The 24,849-nt window shown below is 33.3% G+C and carries 19 protein-coding genes and 1 other RNA gene; 8 read left to right on the top strand and 12 right to left on the bottom strand.

Annotated elements, in window-relative coordinates:
* Nucleotides 1–2: 2 nt before the first annotated feature.
* Nucleotides 3–317, top strand: a complete 315-nt coding sequence (locus tag ACWNT5_RS08450; protein WP_299606447.1) for a rhodanese-like domain-containing protein — start codon at nucleotides 3–5, stop codon at nucleotides 315–317.
* 15 nt (nucleotides 318–332) lie between these two features.
* Nucleotides 333–731, top strand: coding sequence for a rhodanese-like domain-containing protein (locus ACWNT5_RS08455; protein WP_456517093.1), 399 nt, complete (start codon nucleotides 333–335; stop codon nucleotides 729–731).
* A 50-nt stretch (nucleotides 732–781) separates the two neighbouring features.
* On the opposite strand, the gene ACWNT5_RS08460 is transcribed toward ACWNT5_RS08455, so the two are convergent.
* The 5 genes from ACWNT5_RS08460 to ACWNT5_RS08480 form a co-directional block, all read right to left on the bottom strand.
* A complete protein-coding gene (locus ACWNT5_RS08460) occupies nucleotides 782–2,227 on the bottom strand; it encodes a S8 family peptidase (RefSeq protein WP_456517094.1) in 1,446 nt (481 codons plus the stop codon).
* 148 nt (nucleotides 2,228–2,375) lie between these two features.
* Nucleotides 2,376–4,205 carry an N-acetylmuramoyl-L-alanine amidase gene (locus ACWNT5_RS08465; protein ID WP_299606456.1) on the bottom strand — a complete coding sequence of 610 codons (1,830 nt, stop codon included), beginning with the start codon at nucleotides 4,203–4,205 and terminating at the stop codon, nucleotides 2,376–2,378.
* 4 nt (nucleotides 4,206–4,209) lie between these two features.
* Entirely contained in the window at nucleotides 4,210–5,094 is an 885-nt protein-coding gene (locus ACWNT5_RS08470) for a TolB family protein (protein WP_456517095.1), read from the bottom strand.
* Between the two features lie 300 nt (nucleotides 5,095–5,394).
* Complete coding sequence (locus ACWNT5_RS08475) at nucleotides 5,395–7,815, bottom strand: peptidoglycan DD-metalloendopeptidase family protein (RefSeq protein WP_456517096.1); 2,421 nt, start codon at nucleotides 7,813–7,815, stop codon at nucleotides 5,395–5,397.
* Nucleotides 7,816–7,922: 107 nt separating this feature from the next.
* Nucleotides 7,923–8,582: a response regulator transcription factor gene (locus ACWNT5_RS08480; RefSeq protein WP_299606464.1), complete on the bottom strand. Its 660-nt coding sequence runs from the start codon at nucleotides 8,580–8,582 to the stop codon at nucleotides 7,923–7,925.
* A gap of 725 nt (nucleotides 8,583–9,307) precedes the next feature.
* On the opposite strand from ACWNT5_RS08480, the gene ACWNT5_RS08485 reads away from it, so the two are divergent.
* Nucleotides 9,308–9,664, top strand: coding sequence for a T9SS type A sorting domain-containing protein (locus ACWNT5_RS08485; RefSeq protein ID WP_456517097.1), 357 nt, complete (start codon nucleotides 9,308–9,310; stop codon nucleotides 9,662–9,664).
* A 74-nt stretch (nucleotides 9,665–9,738) separates the two neighbouring features.
* On the opposite strand, the gene ssrA is transcribed toward ACWNT5_RS08485, so the two are convergent.
* Nucleotides 9,739–10,138, bottom strand: a transfer-messenger RNA (tmRNA) gene (gene ssrA / locus ACWNT5_RS08490).
* 140 nt (nucleotides 10,139–10,278) lie between these two features.
* Between ssrA and ACWNT5_RS08495 the strand changes: the two genes are divergently transcribed.
* The 4 genes from ACWNT5_RS08495 (at nucleotide 10,279) to ACWNT5_RS08510 (ending at nucleotide 14,299) form a co-directional block, all read left to right on the top strand.
* Complete coding sequence (locus tag ACWNT5_RS08495; protein WP_456517098.1) at nucleotides 10,279–11,487, top strand: NAD(P)-dependent oxidoreductase; 1,209 nt, start codon at nucleotides 10,279–10,281, stop codon at nucleotides 11,485–11,487.
* Between the two features lie 21 nt (nucleotides 11,488–11,508).
* Nucleotides 11,509–12,330: an orotidine-5'-phosphate decarboxylase gene (gene pyrF, locus ACWNT5_RS08500; RefSeq protein ID WP_299606471.1), complete on the top strand. Its 822-nt coding sequence runs from the start codon at nucleotides 11,509–11,511 to the stop codon at nucleotides 12,328–12,330.
* Between the two features lie 311 nt (nucleotides 12,331–12,641).
* Nucleotides 12,642–13,424, top strand: coding sequence for an ABC transporter substrate-binding protein (locus tag ACWNT5_RS08505; RefSeq protein ID WP_299606474.1), 783 nt, complete (start codon nucleotides 12,642–12,644; stop codon nucleotides 13,422–13,424).
* 89 nt (nucleotides 13,425–13,513) lie between these two features.
* A complete protein-coding gene (locus ACWNT5_RS08510) occupies nucleotides 13,514–14,299 on the top strand; it encodes an alpha/beta fold hydrolase (RefSeq protein WP_299606477.1) in 786 nt (261 codons plus the stop codon).
* 11 nt (nucleotides 14,300–14,310) lie between these two features.
* On the opposite strand, the gene ACWNT5_RS08515 is transcribed toward ACWNT5_RS08510, so the two are convergent.
* From ACWNT5_RS08515 to ACWNT5_RS08530, 4 genes are all read right to left on the bottom strand, one after another.
* Nucleotides 14,311–14,487, bottom strand: coding sequence for a Lacal_2735 family protein (locus ACWNT5_RS08515; protein ID WP_299606479.1), 177 nt, complete (start codon nucleotides 14,485–14,487; stop codon nucleotides 14,311–14,313).
* Nucleotides 14,488–14,637: 150 nt separating this feature from the next.
* A complete protein-coding gene (locus ACWNT5_RS08520; protein WP_456517099.1) occupies nucleotides 14,638–15,999 on the bottom strand; it encodes a RagB/SusD family nutrient uptake outer membrane protein in 1,362 nt (453 codons plus the stop codon).
* A gap of 47 nt (nucleotides 16,000–16,046) precedes the next feature.
* On the bottom strand, nucleotides 16,047–19,061 hold the full coding sequence (locus tag ACWNT5_RS08525) for a SusC/RagA family TonB-linked outer membrane protein (protein ID WP_456517100.1): 3,015 nt from the start codon (nucleotides 19,059–19,061) through the stop codon (nucleotides 16,047–16,049).
* A 280-nt stretch (nucleotides 19,062–19,341) separates the two neighbouring features.
* Complete coding sequence (locus tag ACWNT5_RS08530) at nucleotides 19,342–20,061, bottom strand: DUF4197 domain-containing protein (RefSeq protein WP_299606488.1); 720 nt, start codon at nucleotides 20,059–20,061, stop codon at nucleotides 19,342–19,344.
* A gap of 111 nt (nucleotides 20,062–20,172) precedes the next feature.
* Between ACWNT5_RS08530 and ACWNT5_RS08535 the strand changes: the two genes are divergently transcribed.
* A complete protein-coding gene (locus ACWNT5_RS08535) occupies nucleotides 20,173–21,129 on the top strand; it encodes an MBL fold metallo-hydrolase (protein WP_456517101.1) in 957 nt (318 codons plus the stop codon).
* On the opposite strand, the gene purU is transcribed toward ACWNT5_RS08535, so the two are convergent.
* Entirely contained in the window at nucleotides 21,124–21,978 is an 855-nt protein-coding gene (gene purU / locus ACWNT5_RS08540) for a formyltetrahydrofolate deformylase (RefSeq protein WP_299606493.1), read from the bottom strand. The two genes, ACWNT5_RS08535 and purU, sit on opposite strands and share 6 nt — an antisense overlap.
* A gap of 209 nt (nucleotides 21,979–22,187) precedes the next feature.
* Nucleotides 22,188–24,800 (bottom strand): zinc-dependent metalloprotease, encoded by a 2,613-nt coding sequence (locus ACWNT5_RS08545; protein ID WP_299898779.1) that lies wholly within the window; start codon nucleotides 24,798–24,800, stop codon nucleotides 22,188–22,190.
* Nucleotides 24,801–24,849 lie beyond the last annotated feature (49 nt).

A 24,849-nucleotide genomic window follows, 5' to 3' on the forward strand; every position in this document is an offset into this window, starting at 1 on the left:
CAATGGCCGAAGATATAACTCAAGATCAATGGGAAGATCTAATTGCTAAAGACGATAATGCAGTAATTTTGGATGTTAGAACTGAAGAAGAAGTAGAAGATGGTTTTATTCCAAATATGCTGAATATAGACATAAGAAAAGGGCAAGGTTTTCTGGATGAGATCGAAAAATTAGACAAATCAAAAAATTATTATGTCTACTGTAGATCTGGAGGTCGTAGCGCTCAGGCCTGTACGCTGATGAATCAAATGGGATTCGAAACCACATATAACTTACTTGGCGGATTTATGAATTGGGATGGTGAAGTTGCTGAATAAAAATCACTCATACGTATGAAAATTAAAACAATAGCCATCGTGATGATCTTTTCTGTGTTATTTATCAACTGTAAAGATCAGAATAAAGATACGGCAATAGTAGAGCTTATTACCGTAGAGGAAATGGATTCCTTGTTAGAAATGGAGAAAGTACAGCTGGTGGATGTAAGAACTCCTCAAGAATATGCTGATGGACATATCGAAGGTGCTATTAATATTGATTTTACGGATGAGAATTTTGAAACTTTATTATCCGAAGTTGATAAAACTAAACCTGTGGCTGTCTATTGTGGTCGTGGAGGTAGAAGCGGTAAATGTTCTGCTTATATGAAAAAGGCAGGATTTACCAAGATCTATGACCTCGATGGTGGTATTACCGAATGGAAATATAAAGGAAAACCTGTTACAAAATAACAAATAAAAAAGGTTGCTAATTTTAGCAACCTTTTTTATTTAAGATCAAATTATTGAACAGCCTTTGCGACGTCTATTTTTCCGTATCCGTATCGATTGCTTCTATCAGGATAATATTCTCCTGCTTTTTGCATTTTTTCCAGAACTTCCTGCCTACTTAGATCTGGATTTTTTGCCCAAACTAAAGCTGCGATTCCTGCGGTAGTAGCCGTAGCGATAGAAGATCCTCCAACTACATTTCTTACATCAGAGCTAAATCCTAAAACAGGCATAGTTCTATTAGAATCTGCATCTCTTTGCATAGCTACTGTAAAATCTATCTTTTTTCCATCATGACAAATCGAACATCTTTTTCCGTTTTCTTTTATTCCCGTTACAGCAACGGTCTCTTTCATACTCGCTGGAAAAATAACAGCATACCAGTTAGTAAAAGTTGTTGATGTTCCTCCTGCAGCCACAATCATTTTATCCTTTGAATAAGCATATTTTACAGCATCTTTTATGTTTCTTACGGTCCAAACCCAGCCAATGGACATGGAAATAATTTTAACATCTGGCATATCTGCTAGTTCTTTTAGTGCTTTGCTAACCGCTTTTCTTTCTTTTCTACTTTCCAGAAGTACATCACCGGTTCCTCGGTATACAACAAGATCACAGTTATAAGCCACTCCTACAGGCATAGCGTCATCGTTTCGCGGAGATGCAATAGCAGCCGACATTGCTGTTCCATGTCCACAATCATCAAAGACAGAATCATCAAATGTTCCGAATTGTTTAACTGTTCGCCCGTTAGAAAATCCATCATTAAAATCACTACCCAAGAATTTTTGTGATTGCGAAATTCCTGAATCGATTACTCCTACCGTAATTCCGCGTCCAGTACTATATTCCCAAGCTTCAGGAATGTTATGAATGTCGAATGTCCATGGCACCCATGAATTAGGAGCGATAACACGATAGTCTTCTGGGTTAACTATTCTTCCTTCAAAAGCACATCCAAAGTTTTTTTCTTCAGGATCTGGTAAGAAATAGTTGTATTCACTCGGTTCTACATAACGAATATGGGATGCTTTTTTAATATTTTCAAGAGTCTCTTTTTTTGTAATTAGGACTTCAATATAGTTCAAGATTTCATCATCATGTTTTAGGGATTTGGAAGTTTCTTGCTCCTCTGTCTCATCTATGATTTCTAAAATTTTTGATTTTATATTAATGAGTCTGGTAGAACGGTTGTTAGAAAAGCTTTCACCCTCATTTCCGTAACCAATATTTAAATACCCTCCACTGTGTACTAAGGCACTCCACAAAATGTCAGTTGGGGTTTTGGTCCAATCGAGATCCCCATTTTTCTTGAGTTGATCAGAAATATAATTATTTATTTCTTCTATAGAATGTAATTTTTGATTAGAGTTATTTTCTGGAATTTCTGTAATGTCGTCTTTTGAACATGATAAGAATACAATAACCACAGAGATTATTAAAGTTATTTTTTTCATTAGTATGAAGTTTATGAGTTTGCATTTGTGTGGTTATCTGTGGTGGTGGAGTTGGTTTTTAATTTTGTTAGGTCACCTCCTTTCTTTTTTTATAAAGCCTAACCAATGGTTGCGATATGGTTAGGCTTGGTAGTCTGTAAATGAATTGTTATTGTTTTATAAAATTGATGGTGTTTGAAATCCTGGAATTAGATATTTTTATAAAATAGTGTCCAGCAGATATATCAGAGATTTCGGTATCAATATTTAGATTCACAACTCCAGTATTTGAACTTTTATAAGTAATAGTTTTTATTTTTTTGCCAGTTAAATCATAGATTTTGATTACTGATTTTTCATTTTTTACAGAAGGAAATTGTAGTGTTGTACCATTTCCATCAGTAGGATTTGGATATAAAGTTATTTTATTGTTATCTAGTTTTGTGTCATCTAAAAGGTTCGGATTCTGTCGAGAAAGAGAGCTGATGGTTACGTCTAGATTTCCTGGTAATGACCAATTGCCTGCGCCATCGCGAACCAAACTTTTTATTTTTCCGTTTCTTCTTCTAATATCTTTTGTTACTGAAGATCCTGCTGTAATGGTTTGTGTATTATCAACTCTAAATTTGTACACCTTTAGATCATCAAACTCCATACTAGTTTTGTTGGTTCTAAGAGATATAGAACTCCCATTTTTAATAGGTGATGTGTCTGTCCAACGTAATAATGATTTATTATTTTTAAAGACTTCTATAACTCCAAATGCTGGACTGTAGGTGATCTTATAGTTTGCCCAATTATTATCTAAAGTTACATCTCCAATGGCTCTAAAGTTTAGTTGATTGTTGATAGTTTCATAAATTCTTACTCTATTATCCTCACCACTAAACCATATTAGGTAGGAGTTTCCTCTTTGGGTTTGTGTAACATCATCAGCCATAATGTGAATTCCAAATTTTCTTGGACCACTGGTAGAAATAGTTTTAGCAGAGAATTCGTATAAATATGGTAAGCCTGAGTTTTGTGATAAGAAGGTGTTTAATTTCGTATTGTCTGAAGTGGTGTTGGATTGGCGTAGATGTCCATCATTAATATCCCAATTTCCAGCTCCTATTGTATATCCAGAGTACAACACATTAAAATTATCATTAAAAAATCCATTACCGCGATTAGCATACCAGTTATCGCCATATTTTTCGAGAGCTTGATAAAATTTTCTGGTTACTGCTATATTATCGTTATCGTTAAAATTTGCTGTAAAATCACCGGATTGTGTGTTACCTCCAGAAGCACTAATCGAAGTAGTTGGCGCTTCGGTATCCGTCTCGTCACCATTATCACCTCCGCTATCTCCGGAGCAATTTCCTAAACTATTTAGAAGAGCAGTCACATATGCATCAGCAAATCGATCTCTCCATGTATCATTCAATAATTTGTTTTTATCCGAAGAATCTACAAAACCAATCTCATTTAGAATTCCTATCGCGTTGTTTTTGTTTAGCACCCCTAAAGTATAACCTAAATAGGGACGATCTTCTGAAGATCTTCGGTCAAACCATTGTCCTTTGGAGACCATTTGATCTTGAACTTCTCTAGAAAAACGACTATTACTAGCGTTTGGTGTGTTACTTGATTTTGACCAAAAGGTTTCAGTTCCGGTTCCCCCACCACCATTACAGTGAATACTGATAAAACGATCAGCGTTCCAACTGTTTGCCATAACTCTTCGTTGTGATACGGAAACCCACCCGTTTCTAGTGGATCTGGTCATTCGAACTGTCCAATTGCCACAGCTGTTCTGTAATTTAGTGCGTAATTTCAGTCCGACTGCTAACGCGGTGGCATGTTCGGTTTCCGTTCTTCCATCTGGATCAGCGCCTGTTGAAGTATATCCATGACCAGGATCTATAACGACTACCTGAGACTGTGTTTCGGGAGAAAAAAGGATAATAATTATGAATAGAAATATAGTCTTTAAAATATATGATTTGTTTTTCATGAGCTTAGTTTTTAATAATAAGGTCTGCAATAAAAATTCTTCCAGTTTTTTCATCAGAAAAAGCAATTCTTTTTCCATCTGGTGATACATCTCCCCATGTGGCAACAATATCATCAGTAGCAATGGTTAAATTTGTTTTGATAGAAGAGTCTTTTGAAATGTGATATAAATCAGAAGCTGAAATCACATGTCCATCATTACTTTTATCTTCAAATGTGATAATTCCGCTGCTGTCACTAAGCCAAGATGTTGCTATACCAACTCCTAAGAGTTTTCTTTTCTCGTTACCATAAATTGAATATATATAGATATTTGGACCTTCATGTACAGCTACAAATTTTTGATTTGGAGAAACTACAGGATGATAGAACTGACCATTTTCTTTCGTTATTACCCATGGTTTTCCATTCAATCCTTCTTTGGCTTCCAGTTTTAATGTTTCGGAGTTGATATATACCATTAAGTTTTTGCCTGATCTTGCTTGCATGGATGGATTGGTATTATCTGGATGCACATCATTCAGAATTGTTTCTTTGTTCGTTTCTAAGTGCAAGCTTTTTATTTTTAAGTTTTTTGAGAAGCTTCCTTCTTGTTTTTCTCTGAATACAACACTTCGTCCATCAGGAGACCAATTGGCAAGATATCCAATGCCTTTCCCTTTTTTTATCCTGTTCAGACTATTGTTGTTGGTTAGGTCAATGATGTAAAGAGAGGTGTAATACTGATTGGTTATTAGTAGTTTTTGTCCGTCTGGAGACCAGATTGGAGTACTGTATCTTCCTTCCGGAGATATCGCAGTAATATTACTTAACTGTGATTGAGCGTTGATAGTAAATCCTACCTGTAATAGATAGAAAATTACCATCATTATCATATGATTTGTTTTCATTTTAAAAATTTTGTTTTTTATAAAATTGACAGGATTTGAAATTCAAGTATTCTTATGGTTAGATTAAAATACTTTTGCCAGTTTTTGGAGTTTGATTCAATATTTTATTAAGAGATCTTTTCTCTTTTAAACTTGGTTTTTTGAGACCATATTCAAGAGTTATTTACATAAATTGTTTGTTAATTTTCATAATGATGATAGTGTTTAAGTTTGTGTTCTAGAGATAGTTTTGTAAGAAAAAGGACTCAGACTCGTTGTTAACCAGATGAGTAGAGCCCTTTTTACACACTTACAAAAAACTTACCTTTTGATTACCGAGATTGTTTTAGATGACCTATCGTCCTTTACTCGTATGAAGTAATGTCCATTTGTTAATGGGATAAAGTAACTACTTAGGTCAATTTCTTGGTTTTCAGTTTCTTCAATGTTTTTTCTAACAGATGTTATAACTCGCCCAGTAATATCTATAATGGAAATAGAAATAGGAGAATTGTATGATGATAGATTGGTCAACTTAATATCATTACCATTGGTAGGATTTGGATATACCTGAATGTTGCTTTCTAAATACGTATCATCTTTAATGAGAGAATTTTGTTTAGTCAGTGAACTAATGGTTACATCTAAATTACCAGGTTGAGACCAATTTCCAGCAGCATCTCTAACTAAGCTTTTGATTTTACCATTTTGTCGTCTAATATCTTTTGTGATTCCAGAACCAGCAGTAATCAATGTACTTGCATCGGCTCTAAATTTATACACCTTTAAGTCATCAAATTCCATGATGGTCTTATTTGTTCTTAGAGAAATGGTACTACCGTTTTTAATTGGAGAAGTATCTGTCCATTTAAGTATGGATTTGTTATTTTTAAATACTTCGATGACTCCAAATGCTGGACTATAGGTTATCTTATAATTTGCCCATTTGTTGTCTAATGCAACATCATCAATCGCTCTGAAATTAAGTTGATCATTTACGGTTTCATAAATTCTAACTTTATTATCTTCTCCACTAAACCATATCAAATAAGAATTTCCTCGTTGGCTTTGGTCTGGATTGTCTGCCATGATATGAATACCGAATTTTCTTGGTCCGGAAGTTGATATGGTTTTTGCAGAGAATTCATATAAGTAGGGGAGTCCAGAGTTCTGTGATAAAAATGTATTTAATTTTGTGTTGTCAGAAGCGGTATTAGATTGACGTAAATGTCCATTATTAATACTCCAGTTCCCTTCTCCGTAGGTATAGCCAGAGTATAATACATTAAAATTGTCATTAAAAAATCCATTACCACGATTAGCGTACCAATTAGTGCCATATTGTTCTAATGCCTGATAAAATCTTCTTGTAACAGCAACATTATCAGAATCATTATAATTAGCTGTAAAATCTCCTGATTGTGTATTACCTCCAGAAGCACTAATTGAAGTAGTTGGAGCTTGAGTATCCGCTTGTGATCCGAAAGAATTTTGAGATCTATAAATAAAGTTTTGTCTGGGTTGCCCTGCATCTACAAAAGATCCAGGAGTAGAAGCATTTCCTCCAGCGGCTCTCCATTCAAAATGGATATGATCACCAGTAGATCCGCCGGTGGTTCCTTCTAAAGCAATTACTTGTCCTTTTTGTACGGATTGTCCTTGGCTTACCAGCAGTGTTTTGTTATGGGCATAGTAGGTTCGTGTTCCATCGCTATGCCTTATAATTACCAATCTTCCATAACCACTTGATAAACTACCACTGATTCCAGAGAAAGAAACTACTCCAGCTGCAGAAGCTCTTACATTATCATCGCTAGATAAAGACGTTGCGAAATCTATGGCATGATATCCATGATGTCCACCAGGTGTAAAAAAACCACACTCTCCTACAGGGCTATGAGAACCTGTCGGTCCAGGAGTTCCATGTCTGGATACACAATTCTCCTCTCCAAAATCCCAAGGTAAATAATAAGATAATGCAGATTTGTTATTATTTTGTTGCTTGCCTGTTTTTACCTTGCTTTTCCAGCCTACTATATCAATATGCTTTCCTTTGCTTTTAAGGATAACTTCATTCTTTTTTGTTTGGATGTTATACTCATAAACAATGTCAGATACACCATGCAGATAATCCGGTTTGGACGATGTCGTAGATCCAGAGAATATGAATGTATTTCTATTGGATGCAAGCAATGGAGTTCTAGTGTATGCAAAAGGGATATGGATCTCTTGAGATTCATTAGTTTTTATATCATAAATAAAAATACCTTCATGTTCTTCTGCAGCATCCAAATACATTGCTTCCACAAATATTTTGTTTGGATCATTAGTCCATGCAATCGGTTTGAAAGCCTTTTCCTGTCTATTTTTATTCACTTTGCTCAATAGAGTGGTTTGAATATTGGTTTTTAGATTAACTTTATGTAATCGAAATGCACCTCCAATTTGTTCCCGTTCCATATATATCCATAGGTTTGGATTAAATGGACTTTGTAATCCTTGAAAAAAATCATAATCAGGAGTTATCTGAAATTTAGAGTTGATAGCATCCTGTCGGTAGATTATATGATCAATCTGAGCAGTTGTTGATAATTGATTATTACTGAGTCTTAGAGTGCTAATTTTCTCATTTTGTTTCTTACTATAAATCTGGTTGTCTTGTTTTAGAATAAGTTCTTGAGCATGTGATAGTGATATCAGCCACAGTAAAACCAAGAAGGTTTTTAGTGTAGTGTTTTTCATTGTATTTAGAGTAGTTAGTTTTCGAATGGAAAATTAGAAACTCTTCTATTTAAAAAAATGGGTACAAGTGCTCATTTTTATGATTGAAACATAATCCTAATAAAAAATTAATGATATATATCCTTTAGCCTCATAGTATATTTAAAAAGCGCATTACTACCGGTTATTTGTAACTTTTTACAAATATTCTGGCGATGATTTTTAATGGTCTTTTCACTTTTAAATAAGTCTAAAGCAATTTCCTTGTTGGTTTTACCAAGTGCTACTTGATTGAGTATTTTGACTTCAGTTTTTGATAATTGCTGATAAGACTTATCTGATACACTCGGAATCGGATTTCCTTCTTCTTTCCACCAGGATTCTCTAAATAATTTGCTTACATATGGTTTATTTTGAATAGCTCTACCAGCACATTTAGTAATGTTTTGTACTGTTTCTGCTTTGTATAGAATCCATTTAATTTCCAAGGTTTTAAGTTCTTTAATTAACCAGTCTTCTAAGGTAAAAGCCATAATAATAATTCTAGTCTTCCTAGAGTGTAATCGGGTATATTTGGCCAGTTCGATTCCAGATTTATTAGAGTTTAAAGTAGCATCTATGACAATAAAATCGGGTTGATTATTAACAATAACTTTTCTGGTGTTTTCTAAGTCTGATATATCTTCATATAGCTTAAATTTCATGTCTTTTGGGGCTTCTAACATGGCTTTGATGCCTAATCTTTTGAGTGGGTCATCATATGCCACAACAACGCTAAATTCTTGCATAGCTTTGATGGGTTTAGGGTGTGACATCAACAATAGACATGGTTCGGTTTCATCTATTGTCGAAAAAAATAATAAATACTACTAGTGAGCTACTACAAAAGCTAATTGGGCGAATGTTTTTGCTGGTACGTAAAAGACATATTTTTTATTAAAAGAAAATTTTGGGTGTGGTTGGCACTTTTCATTTGGGTTACGTTTGTGTGTGACTTTATAAAGTTAAATCTTATTTTGTTTTGAAATTCACTTTGATATCACTTTTCGATATAACGTTATCTTTTTTAGCTAAATACCTTTTGGGAATAAAAAGTAAAAATTACAAATCCTATCCTAAATCATAGAAGCTGAAAAAGTGATTATCCTAGTGTTTTAGTAGGTTTTATGCGAAAGTTTGTTTTGGTCATTTATTTGAAAATAAGTAGGTTTTAACTTACCCATTTTACAAAACTTGTTTGATGTAGAAAAAAGGTTTTGGGTTCATTTTGATTATTTTGTACTAGTAAATTTTAATTTTAAATTCCTAAAATCAAACTTTTTTAATAAAAATAGTTTGATTTTTTAAGTTTCACACATGAGATTACTAAGAATTATACAATTCATAATGCTAGCCAAAGTAATTTTTAACTGCATCGTTACAATATATCCTAAAGTTGTCTTAAGATAAGTGCTTTTTATCATTTATTTAACCTAATAATTATTTGAAAATGAGTAAATTAAAAATAAAAAAGATGAAAAAAATACTACTTGTTTTAATTGTGATGTTCGGTATAAATACGATGTATTCCAAGCCTCCTGTGGATATAACAATACCTATAGATTTTTCTAATGATAAAACTCCTGCTATAATGCTCAAAGCTACAGCGGCAGATCAATATATATCTATCGTTTCGGATATAAAAGAACCAATGGTTATTAAGATTATGGATGCATCTGGTTTTATAAGGATCGAAAAAAAGCTTCATCTGGATAGAGATATTGATATTTCTTTATTGTTAGAAGGTCTTTATGTCATGAAAGTTTCTGTTGGAAATCGAATAGAACTCAAAAGATTTTATAAAGGCAAAGATGGTGTAGATATTAGATGAAGTTACAGTTTAGTCAACGATAAAAGGAATTTAAAAAATAAAAACTCCCAAAACAGTAATGATTTGGGAGTTTTTTGTGGAGTCGGAGGGATTCGAACCCTCGTCCAAACAAGTAATACAACAGCTTTCTACACGCTTAGTCCTTGTTTAGTTTTCGTCGATAAGAAAGACCAAAGACCGCCAACCTATCGCTTATTCTTACTTAAATTTCGAAATTATATCAAGACACTATAATTTCTAGGTTTACTTTTACGATACCTCAAAACCAATCGCCGTAAACCAAGGCTCTTGAGAGGTATCCTGCTTGTTCGCCTAGCGAACCGAGGCACTATCTTACTATAATTCAGATTATGCAGCTAGGGCGTAGTTATTCTCGCCGTTTAAAAAAGATGAAACATGATATTTACGAGCTATATTCCAGCGCTCGACGTGCTTACCACTCTATTAATCTCGCTGTCAAAACCAGTCGACCCCGATAATTTATATAATGCATTCATTTAAAGTTAAATTGATCCAATAAACTTCATTTGAATACCAAAATGGTTGGCAAAGATAATCATATTTGTCATATCTTAGCCGCGCTTTTACATAAACAAATTACATACCAAAGCTATATGACTACATTTGGAATCATCAGAGAACGAAAAAACCCGCCAGATCGTCGCGTAGTCTTCTCTCCGCAAGGTCTTAATGACACAATGGGCAAGTTTCCAGAAGCTTCTTTTAAAGTAGAAAGTTCTGATATTAGAATCTTTTCTGATGAAGCGTATAGATCAGCTGGTTTTGATGTTACAGAGGATATCAGTGATTGCGAAGTATTGTTAGGTGTAAAAGAAGTTCCCATTGATGCGTTGATCCCTAATAGAAAGTATTTCTTCTTTTCTCATACCATAAAAAAGCAACCCTATAATCGTAAATTATTAAAAGCAATTCTGGATAAGAACATAGAACTGTATGATCATGAGGTAGTAGTGAATCAAGGAGGATGGAGATTAATTGGTTTTGGTAGATATGCTGGAATTGTTGGTGCTTATAATGGGTTTAGGGCTTTTGGGTTGAAAAATGAAAGTTTTACTCTTCCCAAAGCTGAAACATTACGAGATCAAAAAGCACTTGAAGAAGAACTGTCTAAGATCAAGTTACCAAATATTAAAATTGTATTGACCGGAAAAGGAAAAGTTGGAGGTGGAGCGAAAGAAATTTTGGATGCGATGAACATCAAAGAAGTTTCTGCAGAAGAATATATAGCAAATGATTTTGAAGAACCAGTTTATACACAAATAGATGTCTTGGATTACAATAAAAGAAAAGACGGAACAGTAATCAGTAAGCAAGATTTTTATGATCATCCACAGGAGTACGTAAGTGATTTTATGAAGTTTGCCAAGGTTAGTGATATATACATGGCGGGTCATTTCTTTGGAGATGGAGCTCCTTTTATCTATACTAGAGAAGATGCAAAATCAAAAGATTTTAATATAAAAGTAGTAGCAGATATTTCTTGTGATATTGATGGACCAGTAGCAACTACTATAAGATCCTCTACAATCGCAGATCCAATTTATGGATATCATGCGCAAAGAGAAGAAGAAATCGATTTTAAAGATCCTGAAGCTATTGTGGTAATGGCAGTAGATAATTTACCTTGTGAGTTACCAAAAGATGCTAGTGAAGGATTTGGAAACATGTTTTTAGCACATGTAATCCCAGCCTTTTTTAATGATGATAAGGATGGTGTTTTAGAACGAGCGCGTATGACGCAGGATGGTAAATTAACACCTAGATACCAATATTTGCAAGAATACGTAGACGGTAAAGAATAAATAAATCTTAAATAAAAAACAATGACAACTCAAGAACTTGTAGGTCAAATCTGGAAAAAGAAATCGTTTCTATGTATTGGTCTTGATGTGGACCTTAATAAAATACCTTCATATCTGTTGGAGACAGAAGATCCAATTTTTGAGTTTAATAAGAAGATTATAGACGCCACACATCATTTGGCAGTAGCATATAAGCCAAATACCGCTTTTTATGAGGCTTATGGGTTAAAAGGTTGGAAATCTTTAGAAAAAACGATTCAATATCTTAATACGAATCATCCCGAGATTTTTACGATTGCAGATGCAAAACGAGGAGATATTGGAAATACAAGTGCTATGTATGCCAAAGCGTTTTTTGAAGACTTGGCTTTTGACTCTGTTACCGTTGCTCCGTATATGGGAAAGGATTCAATAGAACCGTTTTTGTCGTTTAAAGGAAAGCATACCATTATGCTGGCATTAACGTCTAATCAAGGAGCATTTGATTTTCAGACAAAAACCATAGGAGGAATTGAATTGTATAAAAAAGTACTGGAAACTTCTAAAGAATGGCAAAATTCTAAGAACTTGATGTATGTGGTTGGAGCAACCAAAGCCGAGTTTATCGGAGAAATAAGAAAAATTGTTCCTGATAGTTTTTTATTAGTACCTGGTGTAGGGGCACAAGGAGGAAATTTGCAAGATGTGTGTAAATATGGAATTAATGATCAGATTGGATTATTAATTAATTCATCGAGAGGTATTATTTACGCTTCTAAAGAGTCAGATTTTGATGTAGTTGCGGCAGAAAAAGCAAAAGAACTACAACAGCAAATGGAAGAAATACTAAAGGCTCAATCTTAAAAAAGGAAATTAAACCTAAATTCAATTTCCTTTTCTAATTACATTTTAAAATCGATTAACGTCTATTGGCTTTAAACACTTGTTTTGCATAACCGATAAGTCCGTATGCAATGAAAAATACAAAAAATGCTAAGCAACAATAGATGATAATGTTGAGTATTATTGAATTCATAGCCCCAAATATTTAAATTAAAACTCTTTCTTACAATTTACTTATTTTTTGTAGGAATTCCTAATTTAAAAACCTGTTAGTTAAATGTTTGTGATTTTTTTAAGACAGTGTTTTATGGGAAATGGCTAAGTAGATAACCATGATTTATAAAGATCAATTACATAGGAATATCGAACTGTTAAATACACCCAAAAGAATAATTTCTTTGGTTCCTTCGCAAACCGAACTATTGGTAGCATTAGGATTAGAGGACTGTATAGTAGGTGTTACAAAGTTCTGTGTACATCCAATACATATTAGAAAAGACAAATCTGTAGTAGGAGGTACGAAAAATATTCATTTGGATAAAATTGAAGAATTAAATCCTGACATTATTCTTTGTAATAAAGAAGAAAACACTAAGGAGATTGTTGAATCGTTAGAAACAAAACATCCAGTTCATGTATCCGATATTAGTACTATGGATGAAGCAATAGAACTCATTTATCAATACGGGGATATCTTTAATACTCAAGAAGAAGCTAAGCATTTAGTTTCTAAGATTCTTGAAGAGCAAAAGGATTTTTTAGAATTTATCAAGTACAAAAAGCAGAAAAAAGTTGCTTATTTTATTTGGAGAAAACCTTGGATGGTAGCTGGAAAAGGAACATTTATTCATCATTTACTGGAGTTGAATGGATTTGTTAATGTCTATGGGAACGAAGAAAGATATCCTGAAATATCAGAAGAGGAATTAACATCTATAGAAAATATTGATTTGATTTTGTTATCATCAGAACCTTTTCCTTTTTCTGAAAATCATAAACAAGAAGTAGAAAAAATGATACCAGGTGCCAAAGTTGTATTGGTAGATGGAGAATATTTTTCGTGGTATGGATCAAGACTTGCGTTAGCTTTTAAGTATTTTAAAAGCCTGCATTGATCAATAATTCTTGAACAATCTATTAAATACTGTTAATACTCTGCAAATAGTGACTAATAAGTACTTATCTTTACATCTTCAGTTAGTATATGCTAAATTATTCTATATATCGCCATAATACCAATCCTAAATGGGTAACTTTTGTTCATGGAGCAGGTGGAAGTTCTTCTATATGGTATAAACAAGTTAGAGAATTTAGAAAGCACTATAATGTACTTCTTTTGGATCTAAGAGGTCATGGTAATTCCAAACCTGCAATTAAAGATGCTTTTAATTCTAAATACACATTTGATTCTATAACAGATGATATTGTAGAGGTGATCGATAAAGAGGAAATTAAATCATCACATTTTATTGGAATTTCTTTAGGGACTATATTAATTAGAAATCTTGCCGAAAAACATCCTGATCGTGTAGAAAGTATGATTATGGGTGGAGCAATTATGAAACTCAACTTGAGGTCACAGGTATTAATGAAGCTTGGGATTGTATTTAAATCGGTAGTGCCTTATATGTTTTTATATAAGTTTTTTGCTTTTATCATAATGCCTAAAAAGAATCATAAAGAATCAAGAGTTCTTTTCGTAAATGAGGCTAAAAAGCTATATCAGAAAGAATTTGTTCGTTGGTTTAGATTAACTTCAGAAATCAATCCTTTACTAAGATTCTTTAGATCTAAAGACATTAAAATACCTACCTTATATGTAATGGGAGAAGAAGACTATTTATTTCTGCCATCGATAAAGAAAGTTGTTTCTATGCACCAATTTTCGAATCTTTTTGTGGTAAAAGATTCTGGGCACGTAGTAAATGTAGAACAACCAGAGGTTTTTAATGAAGAATCCTTAGCCTTCTTACATCAATTTAGTAAATAGGAGACAAGTAATTAGGATTGCTGATGATCTAATTTTTTGATTTCCATCAAAAGCTTATTTGCTTCCTCATTTAAATTATCACTCTTTTCTTTATCTTTTAAGGCAATGATATAAGAGCTTTTCATTAAACGACAATAGCGTTTTTGTAGTTTTTCGAGATCAGATTTATCCTTAGACCAATAAAACATTTTTCTTTCTTTTACTTTTTATGCAAAAGTATTAGCTCTCAGTAAAAATGATTCTTAAGACTAAGTTAAGTTTATTTAATGCTATACTAAAAAAAGGATCGGGCAAACTAAATTGCACGATCCTTTATTGGCTAATTCAAATTAATTATACTAATACCCTTCATTTTGCTCTAAATCAGGATTGATATTTCGTTCTCTTTGAGGTATAGGTAATACTAATCTATTGTCATCAAAAGGTAGCTCTCCAACTGAAATCTCCAACCTTTTAAAATCATGTAATTTGTGACCCTCAAAAGATAATTCGCGTAATCTTTCTAAAATAATATCGACATATTCGATATCTGTGAAAGGAAATGCATTAGATCTATTTCTTACAACATTCACATCGTTTAGCGGACTATCACCAATAGCTGTATTAAGAATAAAATTAGACTCGGCTCTGATTAAATATATCTCCGGTAATCTGATAAATGGTATATTTGAATTTCCAAATATCCATTTAAAAGAAGCTATTCCTGATCCTGTTTCCGAATCTATGTAAAAATAGTTTGCTCTAGCGTCATTAGCATCGTCAAATATTCCAAAAAATGCATCTTCTATGGAGATGTCTGGATTTCCTGGTCTTCCTCCAAATCTATCAGTGGCCCAAAATGTATTCATACTGTTTGTGCCATCAGAATCGGTTACTTGCCAGGCAAAAATGTCTTCAGTAGAATTATCATCATTATTGTACGCATCATCAAGAGTTTCTGTAAGGGTATATATTCCAGATTGAATTACTTCATTGGATAGATCTCTAGCTTGCTCATAATTGCCAATTTGTAAATATATTCTGGCTAATAATGATTTGGCTGCGTTAGCAGAAGCAAAGACACCGTTGGTTTGCGGTAACAATGCAATAGCATCCTCTAGATCGTTTATAATAAAATCATATACTTGTCCTATAGTATTTCTAGTTGGGTACGTAATATCGTCTAGCTGTATAACAGGTGTTCTAACAATGGGAACTCCAAGTTCACCATCATTTATACGATTGTTGTTGTGCTTAGAGAAGAAACGTAGTAAATCAAAATAGGTAACCGCTCTTAAGAATTTAGCTTGACCTTCAACAGAATTTTTTCTATCCAGATTTTCGAATATATCTAAATTGTCTAAAACAATATTTACTTGATTACTGATATCGTATCCATTTAACCATAAAGCTGCAACAAAAGTATTATTGGTATTTATGGTTTTATTATTAAACTCACTAGGATCAGAAAAAGTACCGTTCCATCCTAACTCTTGATCATTAGCAAGTAGTTCTGCTATGGTATATAATTGACCTCCATAACTTGCACCTTGTCCTGCTTGTGCATATGCTCCAATTAATATGTTTGTTACCTTTTCTGGAGTATCAAAAGCGTTTTCTGTAGTTAGCGACTGTTCAGGGTCTGTATCTAATCTGTTTTCACAACTGATTTGGGTTAGTATAACAGTCATGGTTAATAATGTTTTTATATATGTTTTCATTTCTTTCTTAACTTTTTGGTTATGATATATAGGTTTTAATAGCGGTATTAAAATTCTATATTTAAACCTAATGTGTATGTTTTTGCTGGTGGAGCAGAGTAGAAGGAGATACCAGTTCTTACTCCAGAATTTCCATTAAAATCTGCAGTCGACTCTGGATCATATCCATCATAGTCAGTAATAGTAAATAAATTTAAACCACTAAAATAGAATCTTACTTTTTCTAAATAGAACCTTTTAGAAAAGGTAGGATTGATCGTATATCCAAGTGTAATATTTCTAAGTCGAATGAAGTCAGCCTCCTGAAGATAACGAGTAGAATCAGCTTGCCCATTGTCTTGATTTAATCTTGCTTGTGGAACATCGGTAATGTCACCTGGGTTTTGCCATCTGTTTAACTGATCGACAGTTTGGTTATCGAAAAATTTACCATTACCAGAAGAGAATTTACCTGCTTGATCAAAAATTGAAGCTCCGAATTCTCCTTGGAATGTAAATTGAAAATCAAATCCATTCACTTTTAGATTATTGGTAAATCCAACTTGATATTCAGGAAAAGGGTTTCCAGTAACTATCCTATTTGCGTTTGACAGATTATTCGTAGTTGATTTATCTAACGAACCATCAGCATTTAATGTATTTGTGTAAAATAATGCATCTCCATTAGCAGGATCTACACCAGCGTACTCATACAGATAGAATGAAGATAAAGTTTCTCCTTTTCTAATAATATTTACTCCATCTATAATGTCTCCACTAGGAAGATCAGTAACTTCATTTGTATTTTTAGTAAAGAGTGTACCTATACTCCATATTACAGATGGTTTTGAAATAATTCTTGCATTCAAGCTTACTTCAAACCCTTCATTTACGATCTCACCAATATTTCTTACAACTGAAGTGAAACCTGAAGTACCTGGTAATGGCTGATTAAATAATAAATCATTTGTGGTTTTGTTATAATAATCGAACTCTCCTGAAATGACATTATTAAACAGGCCAAAATCAGCTCCTAAGTCATACTGAGTAGTTTTTTCCCATCGTAATTCATTATCTCCTATTTGAATTGGAGATACACCAAGTCTTTCATCATAGGTAGTAACTCCATAGAGATCTTTACTTGCGAAATCTCCGATTTCTGCATTTCCAGTTATACCCCAACTTCCTCTTAATTTAAAATTACTTAGCAAATAAGAATTGCTTAAAAATCGTTCGTTACTAACTATCCAAGCAGCAGAAGCAGCAGGGAACCATCCGAACTGAGAATCTTGGCCAAATCTTGAAGAACCGTCTCTACGAATACTTAAGTTTATAAGATATTTTTCTGCAATAGAAAAACGGGATCTTGCAAAATAAGATAGAAAGTTATATTTGGTTTTATTAGATCCTCCGTTTGTTATTAACACTGCATTATCTAAGGTTTGTAAATCATCTGATGGGAAACCTTGTCCTATCGTGAATTGACTTTTACGATTGGTTTCCTCGAAACTACCTCCAAGTGTAGCAGAAAAATCCACTGCCTCACCAAGATTACGTTTATAGGTTAGATAATTGGTTAAAATATATCTTTCGGTAATAGCATTACTAACAGTACCAACACCTCCTGCTGAAGCAAATTCTGTCAAACTTCCAGAGAATCTTTCTGCATTCTGATTATTAGAATCGTAACCAACTTCAGATTTAAATCTCAAATAATCATTAATGTAGAAATCACCGTATATATTTGCCGTAGTTCTCCAAATGTCGGTAACAAATCTTCCTGTTTGTTCCTGTCCTAAGAAATTTTGAAATAAAGTTGAGTTTCCATCTACGTTCGCTGTACCATCTTCTAATAAAGCGGGTGTAAGAGGAGATTGCGCTATAGATTGAAGAGGTGAAATAAAAGCATTGTCATTGGAAAGACGATCAATCGTTACCTTAGAGATATTTATATTCGCTCCAATTTTTGATTTTTTAGTAACGTCTGAATCTACTTTAGCTCTTAAAGTATAGCGGTCTAATTCATTCCCAAGTATAATACCTTCTGTTTTGTTGTATGAAGTAGAAACATAGTAAGTTAGATTTTTACTTCCGCCAGAAGCGGATAAATCTATATCTTGAGTGATACCCTCTACTAATGCAAGATTTTGCCAATCGGTATCCACTTGATTATTTCTCCAATCTCTCCCTAGAGATAGTTGATCAAATCGACTTTCAATTTCGCTTAATGAAAGTCCGCTATTTAATGCGGCTTCGGTGTAGAAATCAACATATTGTTCGGCGTTTAAATACTCTCTTTTGTTGGTAGCAAAGTTCCATCCAGAAGCAGTGTTCAATGTAACTTTTGTCTTTTCTGCTTTGCCTTTTTTAGTAGTGATAATGATCACACCATTAGTTCCTCTAGCCCCATATATGGCCGCTGCAGATGCATCCTTAAGGAAGTCTATGGAATCAATGTCATTAGGATTAAGTCCTATTAATGGGTTGATAGGAGAGTTGTTTATAGACTCATCATCATTAATTAATGGTACTCCGTCTAAAACATATAATGGTTCTTGAGATGCGCCCACTGTAGAGACACCTCTTACCCTTACTTTTATCCCAGATTCAACTCTTCCTGAAAGTTGAGTTATTTGAACACCAGTAACTTTACTGGTCATCAAAGATTGAATACTTGGAGTGTTAATATCACCTATTCCTTCAGCTTGTATGCTTGCAACACTCGTGGTAATTTGTTTTTTGGAGGAACTTCCGTATCCTATTACTACTACTTGGTCTAATCCTTCAACATTATCTTTAAGCGCAACATTGATTACTAAAGATGAGGAGATTATAACTTCTTGTGTTTCGAAACCTACGTAAGAAAAGATAAGTGTATCACCGATATTAGCTTCGATGGAATAATTACCATCAAAATCGGTTTGTACTCCATTATCAGTGTTCTTAACTAAAATATTTGTTCCTGGAAGTGGAATTCCTGCAGGGTCTGTAACCATTCCGGTTACTGTTTTCTCTTGGGCCTGAATAAGTCCAGAGCATACGAAAATAGCTATAGCTATGCTAAGCTTGATTAAGTTTTTCATTGAGGGCTTTTTTAAAATCGGACGCGAAATTAAATGAATCTCTCGATAAAAAAAGTCCTACAATATAATTACCTCCTTGAAACAGATGGTTCGGTTTTGAGAATAATTGAACCCCTTCTCTTGAAGGGGTTCCGTATTCTTATAAAAAAATCTTATTGATTGTTATTAAATCTATAAATTAAATAAAAAGCTGAATTTTTGTGAAAAATTTGAAAAATCGTTGAAAACCATACAAGATTAGATGAAGTGTAAAAAGTGTAGGGTTATTCCTTCTGAGCTTTTATTTACCGTCCTGAAGCGCAAAAACTTTTCTAAGTAAATCTGTAGTTCTTGAACTTAATTTGGTTCTTATTTCACCTTCTTCCACTGCAATCATGGTATAAACACCATTTAATGCCTCACCTGTAACGTAATCTGTAAGATCAGGGTTCACTTTGTTCGTAAAAGGAATACTGTTATACTTATTAATAATATTAGACCAAACTCTATCTGCTCCTACTTTGGAAAGTGAATTTTTTATAACAGGGTTAAATTTTGAGTATAAAGCAGTTTTTGTAGTTCCCTTAAGATATTGTGTCGCAGCATCCTGATTACCAAGTAAAATTTGTTTAGCATCATTAAATGTAATTTGCTTTACTGCATTTACAAAAATAGGAGTCGCTTCTTTTACCGCATCTTCAGCAGCTCTATTTAATACTTTTAAACCTTCATCAGCTAAATTATCTAATCCAATATCTCGCAATGATTTATCTACTTTTTTAAGTTCATCAGGTAATACAATTTTTACCAATTCATTTCTAAAAAAACCATCTTTTTGCGTAAGTTTTGTTACTTGTTTGTCGATCCCTTTATCTAATGCTTGCCGTAGACCATTTCCAATATCAACATTACTAAGACCGATACCACCAGTAGTTTCTTGCGGAAGGCTTTCTATAACTTGCTGCAGTTCTGCACAACTGGTGAGTTGAAATATAACGAGTATTAGCAAAAATCTTTTCATCTTTATTGTGTTTAAGTATTTGTAATCTAGGAAGAGTTTCTTTCGTGGACAATTTACATGTCACCAATCATTTCTTAATTTATTGTTAGATTTGAGTAGATATTCTTCTCTATGAATTCAAAGTTAATTTTTTTCGCTCTATCTCTTTTCATTATTTCTTGTAAAAATAAAGAAGATTCGACAAAAGGAACATCTTCGCGATATAATGACACACTACAATATATCACCGTATTAGGAATCGCACAGGATGGAGGATATCCTCATATTAATAATACCAATGAATTTGAGGCTGTGGCTTCTGGTAGAATTAAAAAGGAGTTAGTGGTTTCTTTAGGATTAGTAGATGAAAAAGCAAAGAAAAAGTTTTTGATAGAGGCAACTCCTAATTTGCCAGAACAATTGGCAATGTTAGATGCACATTTTCTGGATCAAGATCCTATTATAAATGGTGTATTTCTCACGCATGCGCATATCGGACATTATACAGGTCTTATGTATTTCGGTAGAGAAGCAATGGGAGCAAAAGATATTAATGTTTTTGCTATGCCTAAAATGAAATCTTTTTTAGAATCAAATGGACCTTGGTCTCAACTGTTAGCATTAGATAATATAAGGATACAGACTTTGAATGATAAAGAACCTTTGAGGATAACAAATGAGATTAATGTTACTCCATTTACAGTACCTCATAGAGATGAATTTTCTGAAACGGTAGGGTATAAAATATCTGGCCCAACCAAAACGGCATTATTTATTCCAGATATTAATAAATGGTCTCTTTGGGAAAATAATATTGTGGATGAGGTAAAAAAGGTAGACTATGCGTTTTTGGATGCTACTTTTTTTAAGGATGGAGAAATTCCTAGACCTATGTCCGAAGTTCCTCATCCGTTTATTCAAGAAACCATAGAGTTGTTCAATAATGAAAGTAAAGAAATGAAATCAAAAATTATATTCATCCATTTTAATCACTCTAACCCTTTAATAAATCCAGAAAATAAGGATAGAAAAAAGTTAGAAGAAGAAGGGTATAATTTTGCTAATACAGGAGATGTATTCGGTTTATGAGAAAATGACTGTTTTGTTATTATAGACCAACACTTTTCTTTCTATATGATGTTTGATGGCCCGCGATAGCACTATTTTTTCCAGATCTCTACCTTTTAGAATAAAATCCTGAACGTTATGGATGTGTGATACACGAACTACTTCCTGCTCGATAATAGGGCCTTCATCCAGATCTGAAGTTACATAATGGCTAGTAGCACCAATAATTTTTACACCACGTTCATAAGCAGAATGATATGGTTTGGCTCCGGGAAAAGCTGGTAAAAAAGAATGGTGGATATTAATAATCCTATTTGTAAATTGATTTACAAAGTTTTCTGAAAGTATTTGCATATATCTCGCTAAGACAATGAAATCTACTTTATGTTCTTGAAGTAGTGCTAATTGTTCCGCTTCAGCTTCGGCTTTGTTTGTTTTAGTAACAGGAATATGTTTAAATGGAATTTTGAAACTATCGGCAATTGGTTTTAGATCAAGATGATTACTGATGATGATAGGTATTTTTGCTTTAAGCTCTCCAGAAGCATGCCTACTCAAAATATCATACAAGCAGTGATCATATTTAGAGACAAAAAGAGCCATTTTAGGCTTTTTTTCTGCGTTGTACATTTCCCAATGCATATTATAATTATCCGCAACCACCTTATTAAAGGATTCTTTGAATAATGCTAACTTTTCTTCATCTTGATCAAATTCACATTCTAACCTCATGAAAAACTCACCTAACTCTCTATCTACATGTTGCTCTATGTAGACAGTGTTTCCTTTTTTTGCTAAGATAAAATTGGTGACTGTGGCAATGATTCCTTTTTTGTCTAAACAGTGAATAAGAAGGGTGGTCTTTTTCATTTGATCTTAATGTGGTGGGTTGGTTTAAGTTTAATTAAGATATAAACATACTATTTAGTATATAAAATTTGTAATAATCTCCTACAAATTTGAAATAAGTAAAACCTTTTTAGATATTTTAAAATATATCTCTGTTTTTTCTGAAGTATTGGTAATAAAAAAGGCTGATTCTATAAATCAGCCTTTTTAAGCTATTAAGATATAGAAGTTTATTTTATGTCTTCTACTACATTGTTAATCAAAGTTCTTAAATGATCTTTATGAGCTTTTGATAACTTATTTCCAGATCCATTAGAAATCATTGATCTAATTCTCTTTAAGTTATATAAAGCCATAGACTTAGAGGCATATGTATACTTTGGACCTTTTGCGGTGTTGGATGCAATAATATTAATAAGCCTTTTTGTGTATTCTAACTGAAGGTTTTGTCTAAATGTATTAATGGATCCTGCAGCATCAGCTTGGAAAATAGCGTTATTTAAGTCCGTCATATACTCAGATAAGATATACTTATTACCGTATAATTCTGAATCTGTGATACGTTGTAAGGTATTTGGGTGTAGAATATGATCTAAAACTCTTTTCTGAAGACCTAGTGTAAGATCATGAATTTTAGGATCTTCTGGGCCACCGAAAAAGTTATATCCTCTTCGCTGCATTGCAATATAATTGTAAAGATCATTAGGAACACTGTAAGCATCAGGAGCAAATACATATTTTTTAAGTGCATTCATGGCTCTTTTCTGATCTTCATAACTAACAGGAGTAAATGGCTTAGCATTTGGATCTTGACCAACCATACTTCTATCAACATATACACCTCCGATAAATCTCGAAATAACATTTCCAGCACTAGCATATTGGCCTTTAAGGATGTAATATGCCTGGCGTAATTCCTGATAGGAAGCTCCTTTTCTGCTAAACTTCAGTTTAATTTTATTCATCATTTCATTCACTAATTCTATTCGGTTGATAGAATAAGTAATTTGATCGTTAGACATATCTCCAATCATTACTCTCGGATCAATAGCCTTACCTGGAGAACGCATATCATCGGCATCATTACCAAAAATTAGTTCTGGTTTATTAGATTGGTTCGCAATTTTTTCTAATTCATTCTGAGATGTTACTGGAGTATATCCAAATTGAATCGCCCAATCATCATATGGTCCTACAGTTGTTGAGAAATAAGCTCCTTGTTTTGTAGGATCATTAGTAACATTTATTGCAGTATAGTCCATTACTGATCCTGTAAGACATTTTCCTTTTATGAATTCTGGATTACTAAGTTCTTCTGGAGAAAATAGTTGACTAGCTTTCATGTTATGATTGAGACCCAAAGTATGTCCTACTTCATGCATGATAAGCTCTTTCATTGCTTCCTTCTTCATACCTTCCATTTCATTTTCGCTAGCACCAAAAGCGGTTAGTGCAGCCTGACCAAATAATGAATTTTCCTGCATTACATGTCCGTAAGAACAATACATATGTTTATTCTTTGCCATGGTCGGATAATTTTCTTCTTCTGTATAACTGTTAGCAGATAAGTTAAAAAGACGATCATACATAACGCGATTCGTATGATATACATATTCTAGCATAATATCTGCTCCTAATATTTCACCAGTTCTTGGATTTACGAAACTAGGTCCGTAACCTCCAAAAGGAGGTCTTGGCGAAGAAGTCCATCTAAGTACATTGTATCTAATGTCTCCAGCGTCCCAATCTGCATCGTCTGGTTGTACTTTAACGACCATAGCATTTTTAAAACCAGCCTTTTCAAAAGAATGATTCCATTCTAAAACAGCTTCTTTAATCGTTTCTCTAAACTCTACTGGAGTTGTGTTTTCTATCCACCAAGTAATCGGTGTTACAGGTTCTGAAAGTGCAAGGTTAGGGTCTTTTTTTACAAGATTCCAACGATGTATAAGATCTCTGTACGGCGTAGCACTTGCAGAGGTCATATCAGTTACTTGTGTAAAGAAATACCCTATTCTTGGATCATCAAATCGTGGTTGATAATCATTTTCTGGCATCGCTATTAAGCTATGTTCTACCTTAATGGTTACATTTCTACCGTCAGTCACTGCAGCAGACCCTCCATTAAGTACATTCGGTTTAGAATATACATAATGAGTGTTGATATTTAAATTCTCTGGGTAGTTTTTAATCGTTTTGATTTTGGTTTTTTCCTTACTAAGAGAACCTACTTTAAATGAGAAAGGAGATTGTCCCGGAAAATTAGGCATTTTAATCTGCTCAAAAGTTTCTTTAAGGAAAAGGTTGTCCGATTTTATAAGATAAAAACCTTTTTCATCATCCTGCGCTTCAATTTTTAAACTAGCCATAATTCCTTCACTAATATTAGCGTTGGAGGCTTTTGATAAAGCACTGCTCTCATCAAAATAGAAAGACGCATTTTGAGTTACAAATTCAATCTTATTAAAATGTTTTTCAATTTTAAAAACCTTATTATTCATGTAGGATCCTCTAAAAGCACCTGCTTCTAAAACTCCATCAGAAATCTGACTGAAATAAATGAATTCTTTTCCAATCTGATCTTTTTTGATCAGCATTTGGGTACTCCCGTCTATGGTATCTCTATACACGGTAAATAAACCTTCGATTTTTTTACTCTTTTTGGTAAGATCTTCAATTGATTTTTCTTTAGAATCCTTTTTAGGAGTATCAACTTGTTCAGTATCTCCTTTTTTTGATTTTTTCTTTTTCTTACGTTGTGCATCTGCATTTTGGATCCCCAACCCTAATGCAAAAGCGAGCGATAAGATGATTAATTTGTTTTTTGATGATGAAATTTTCATTTTAAAAAAGTATTTGTTCAATAATCGGGGAAGATATCACTTTCTCTAT

It is taken from the genome of Aquimarina sp. 433 (assembly GCF_054054605.1).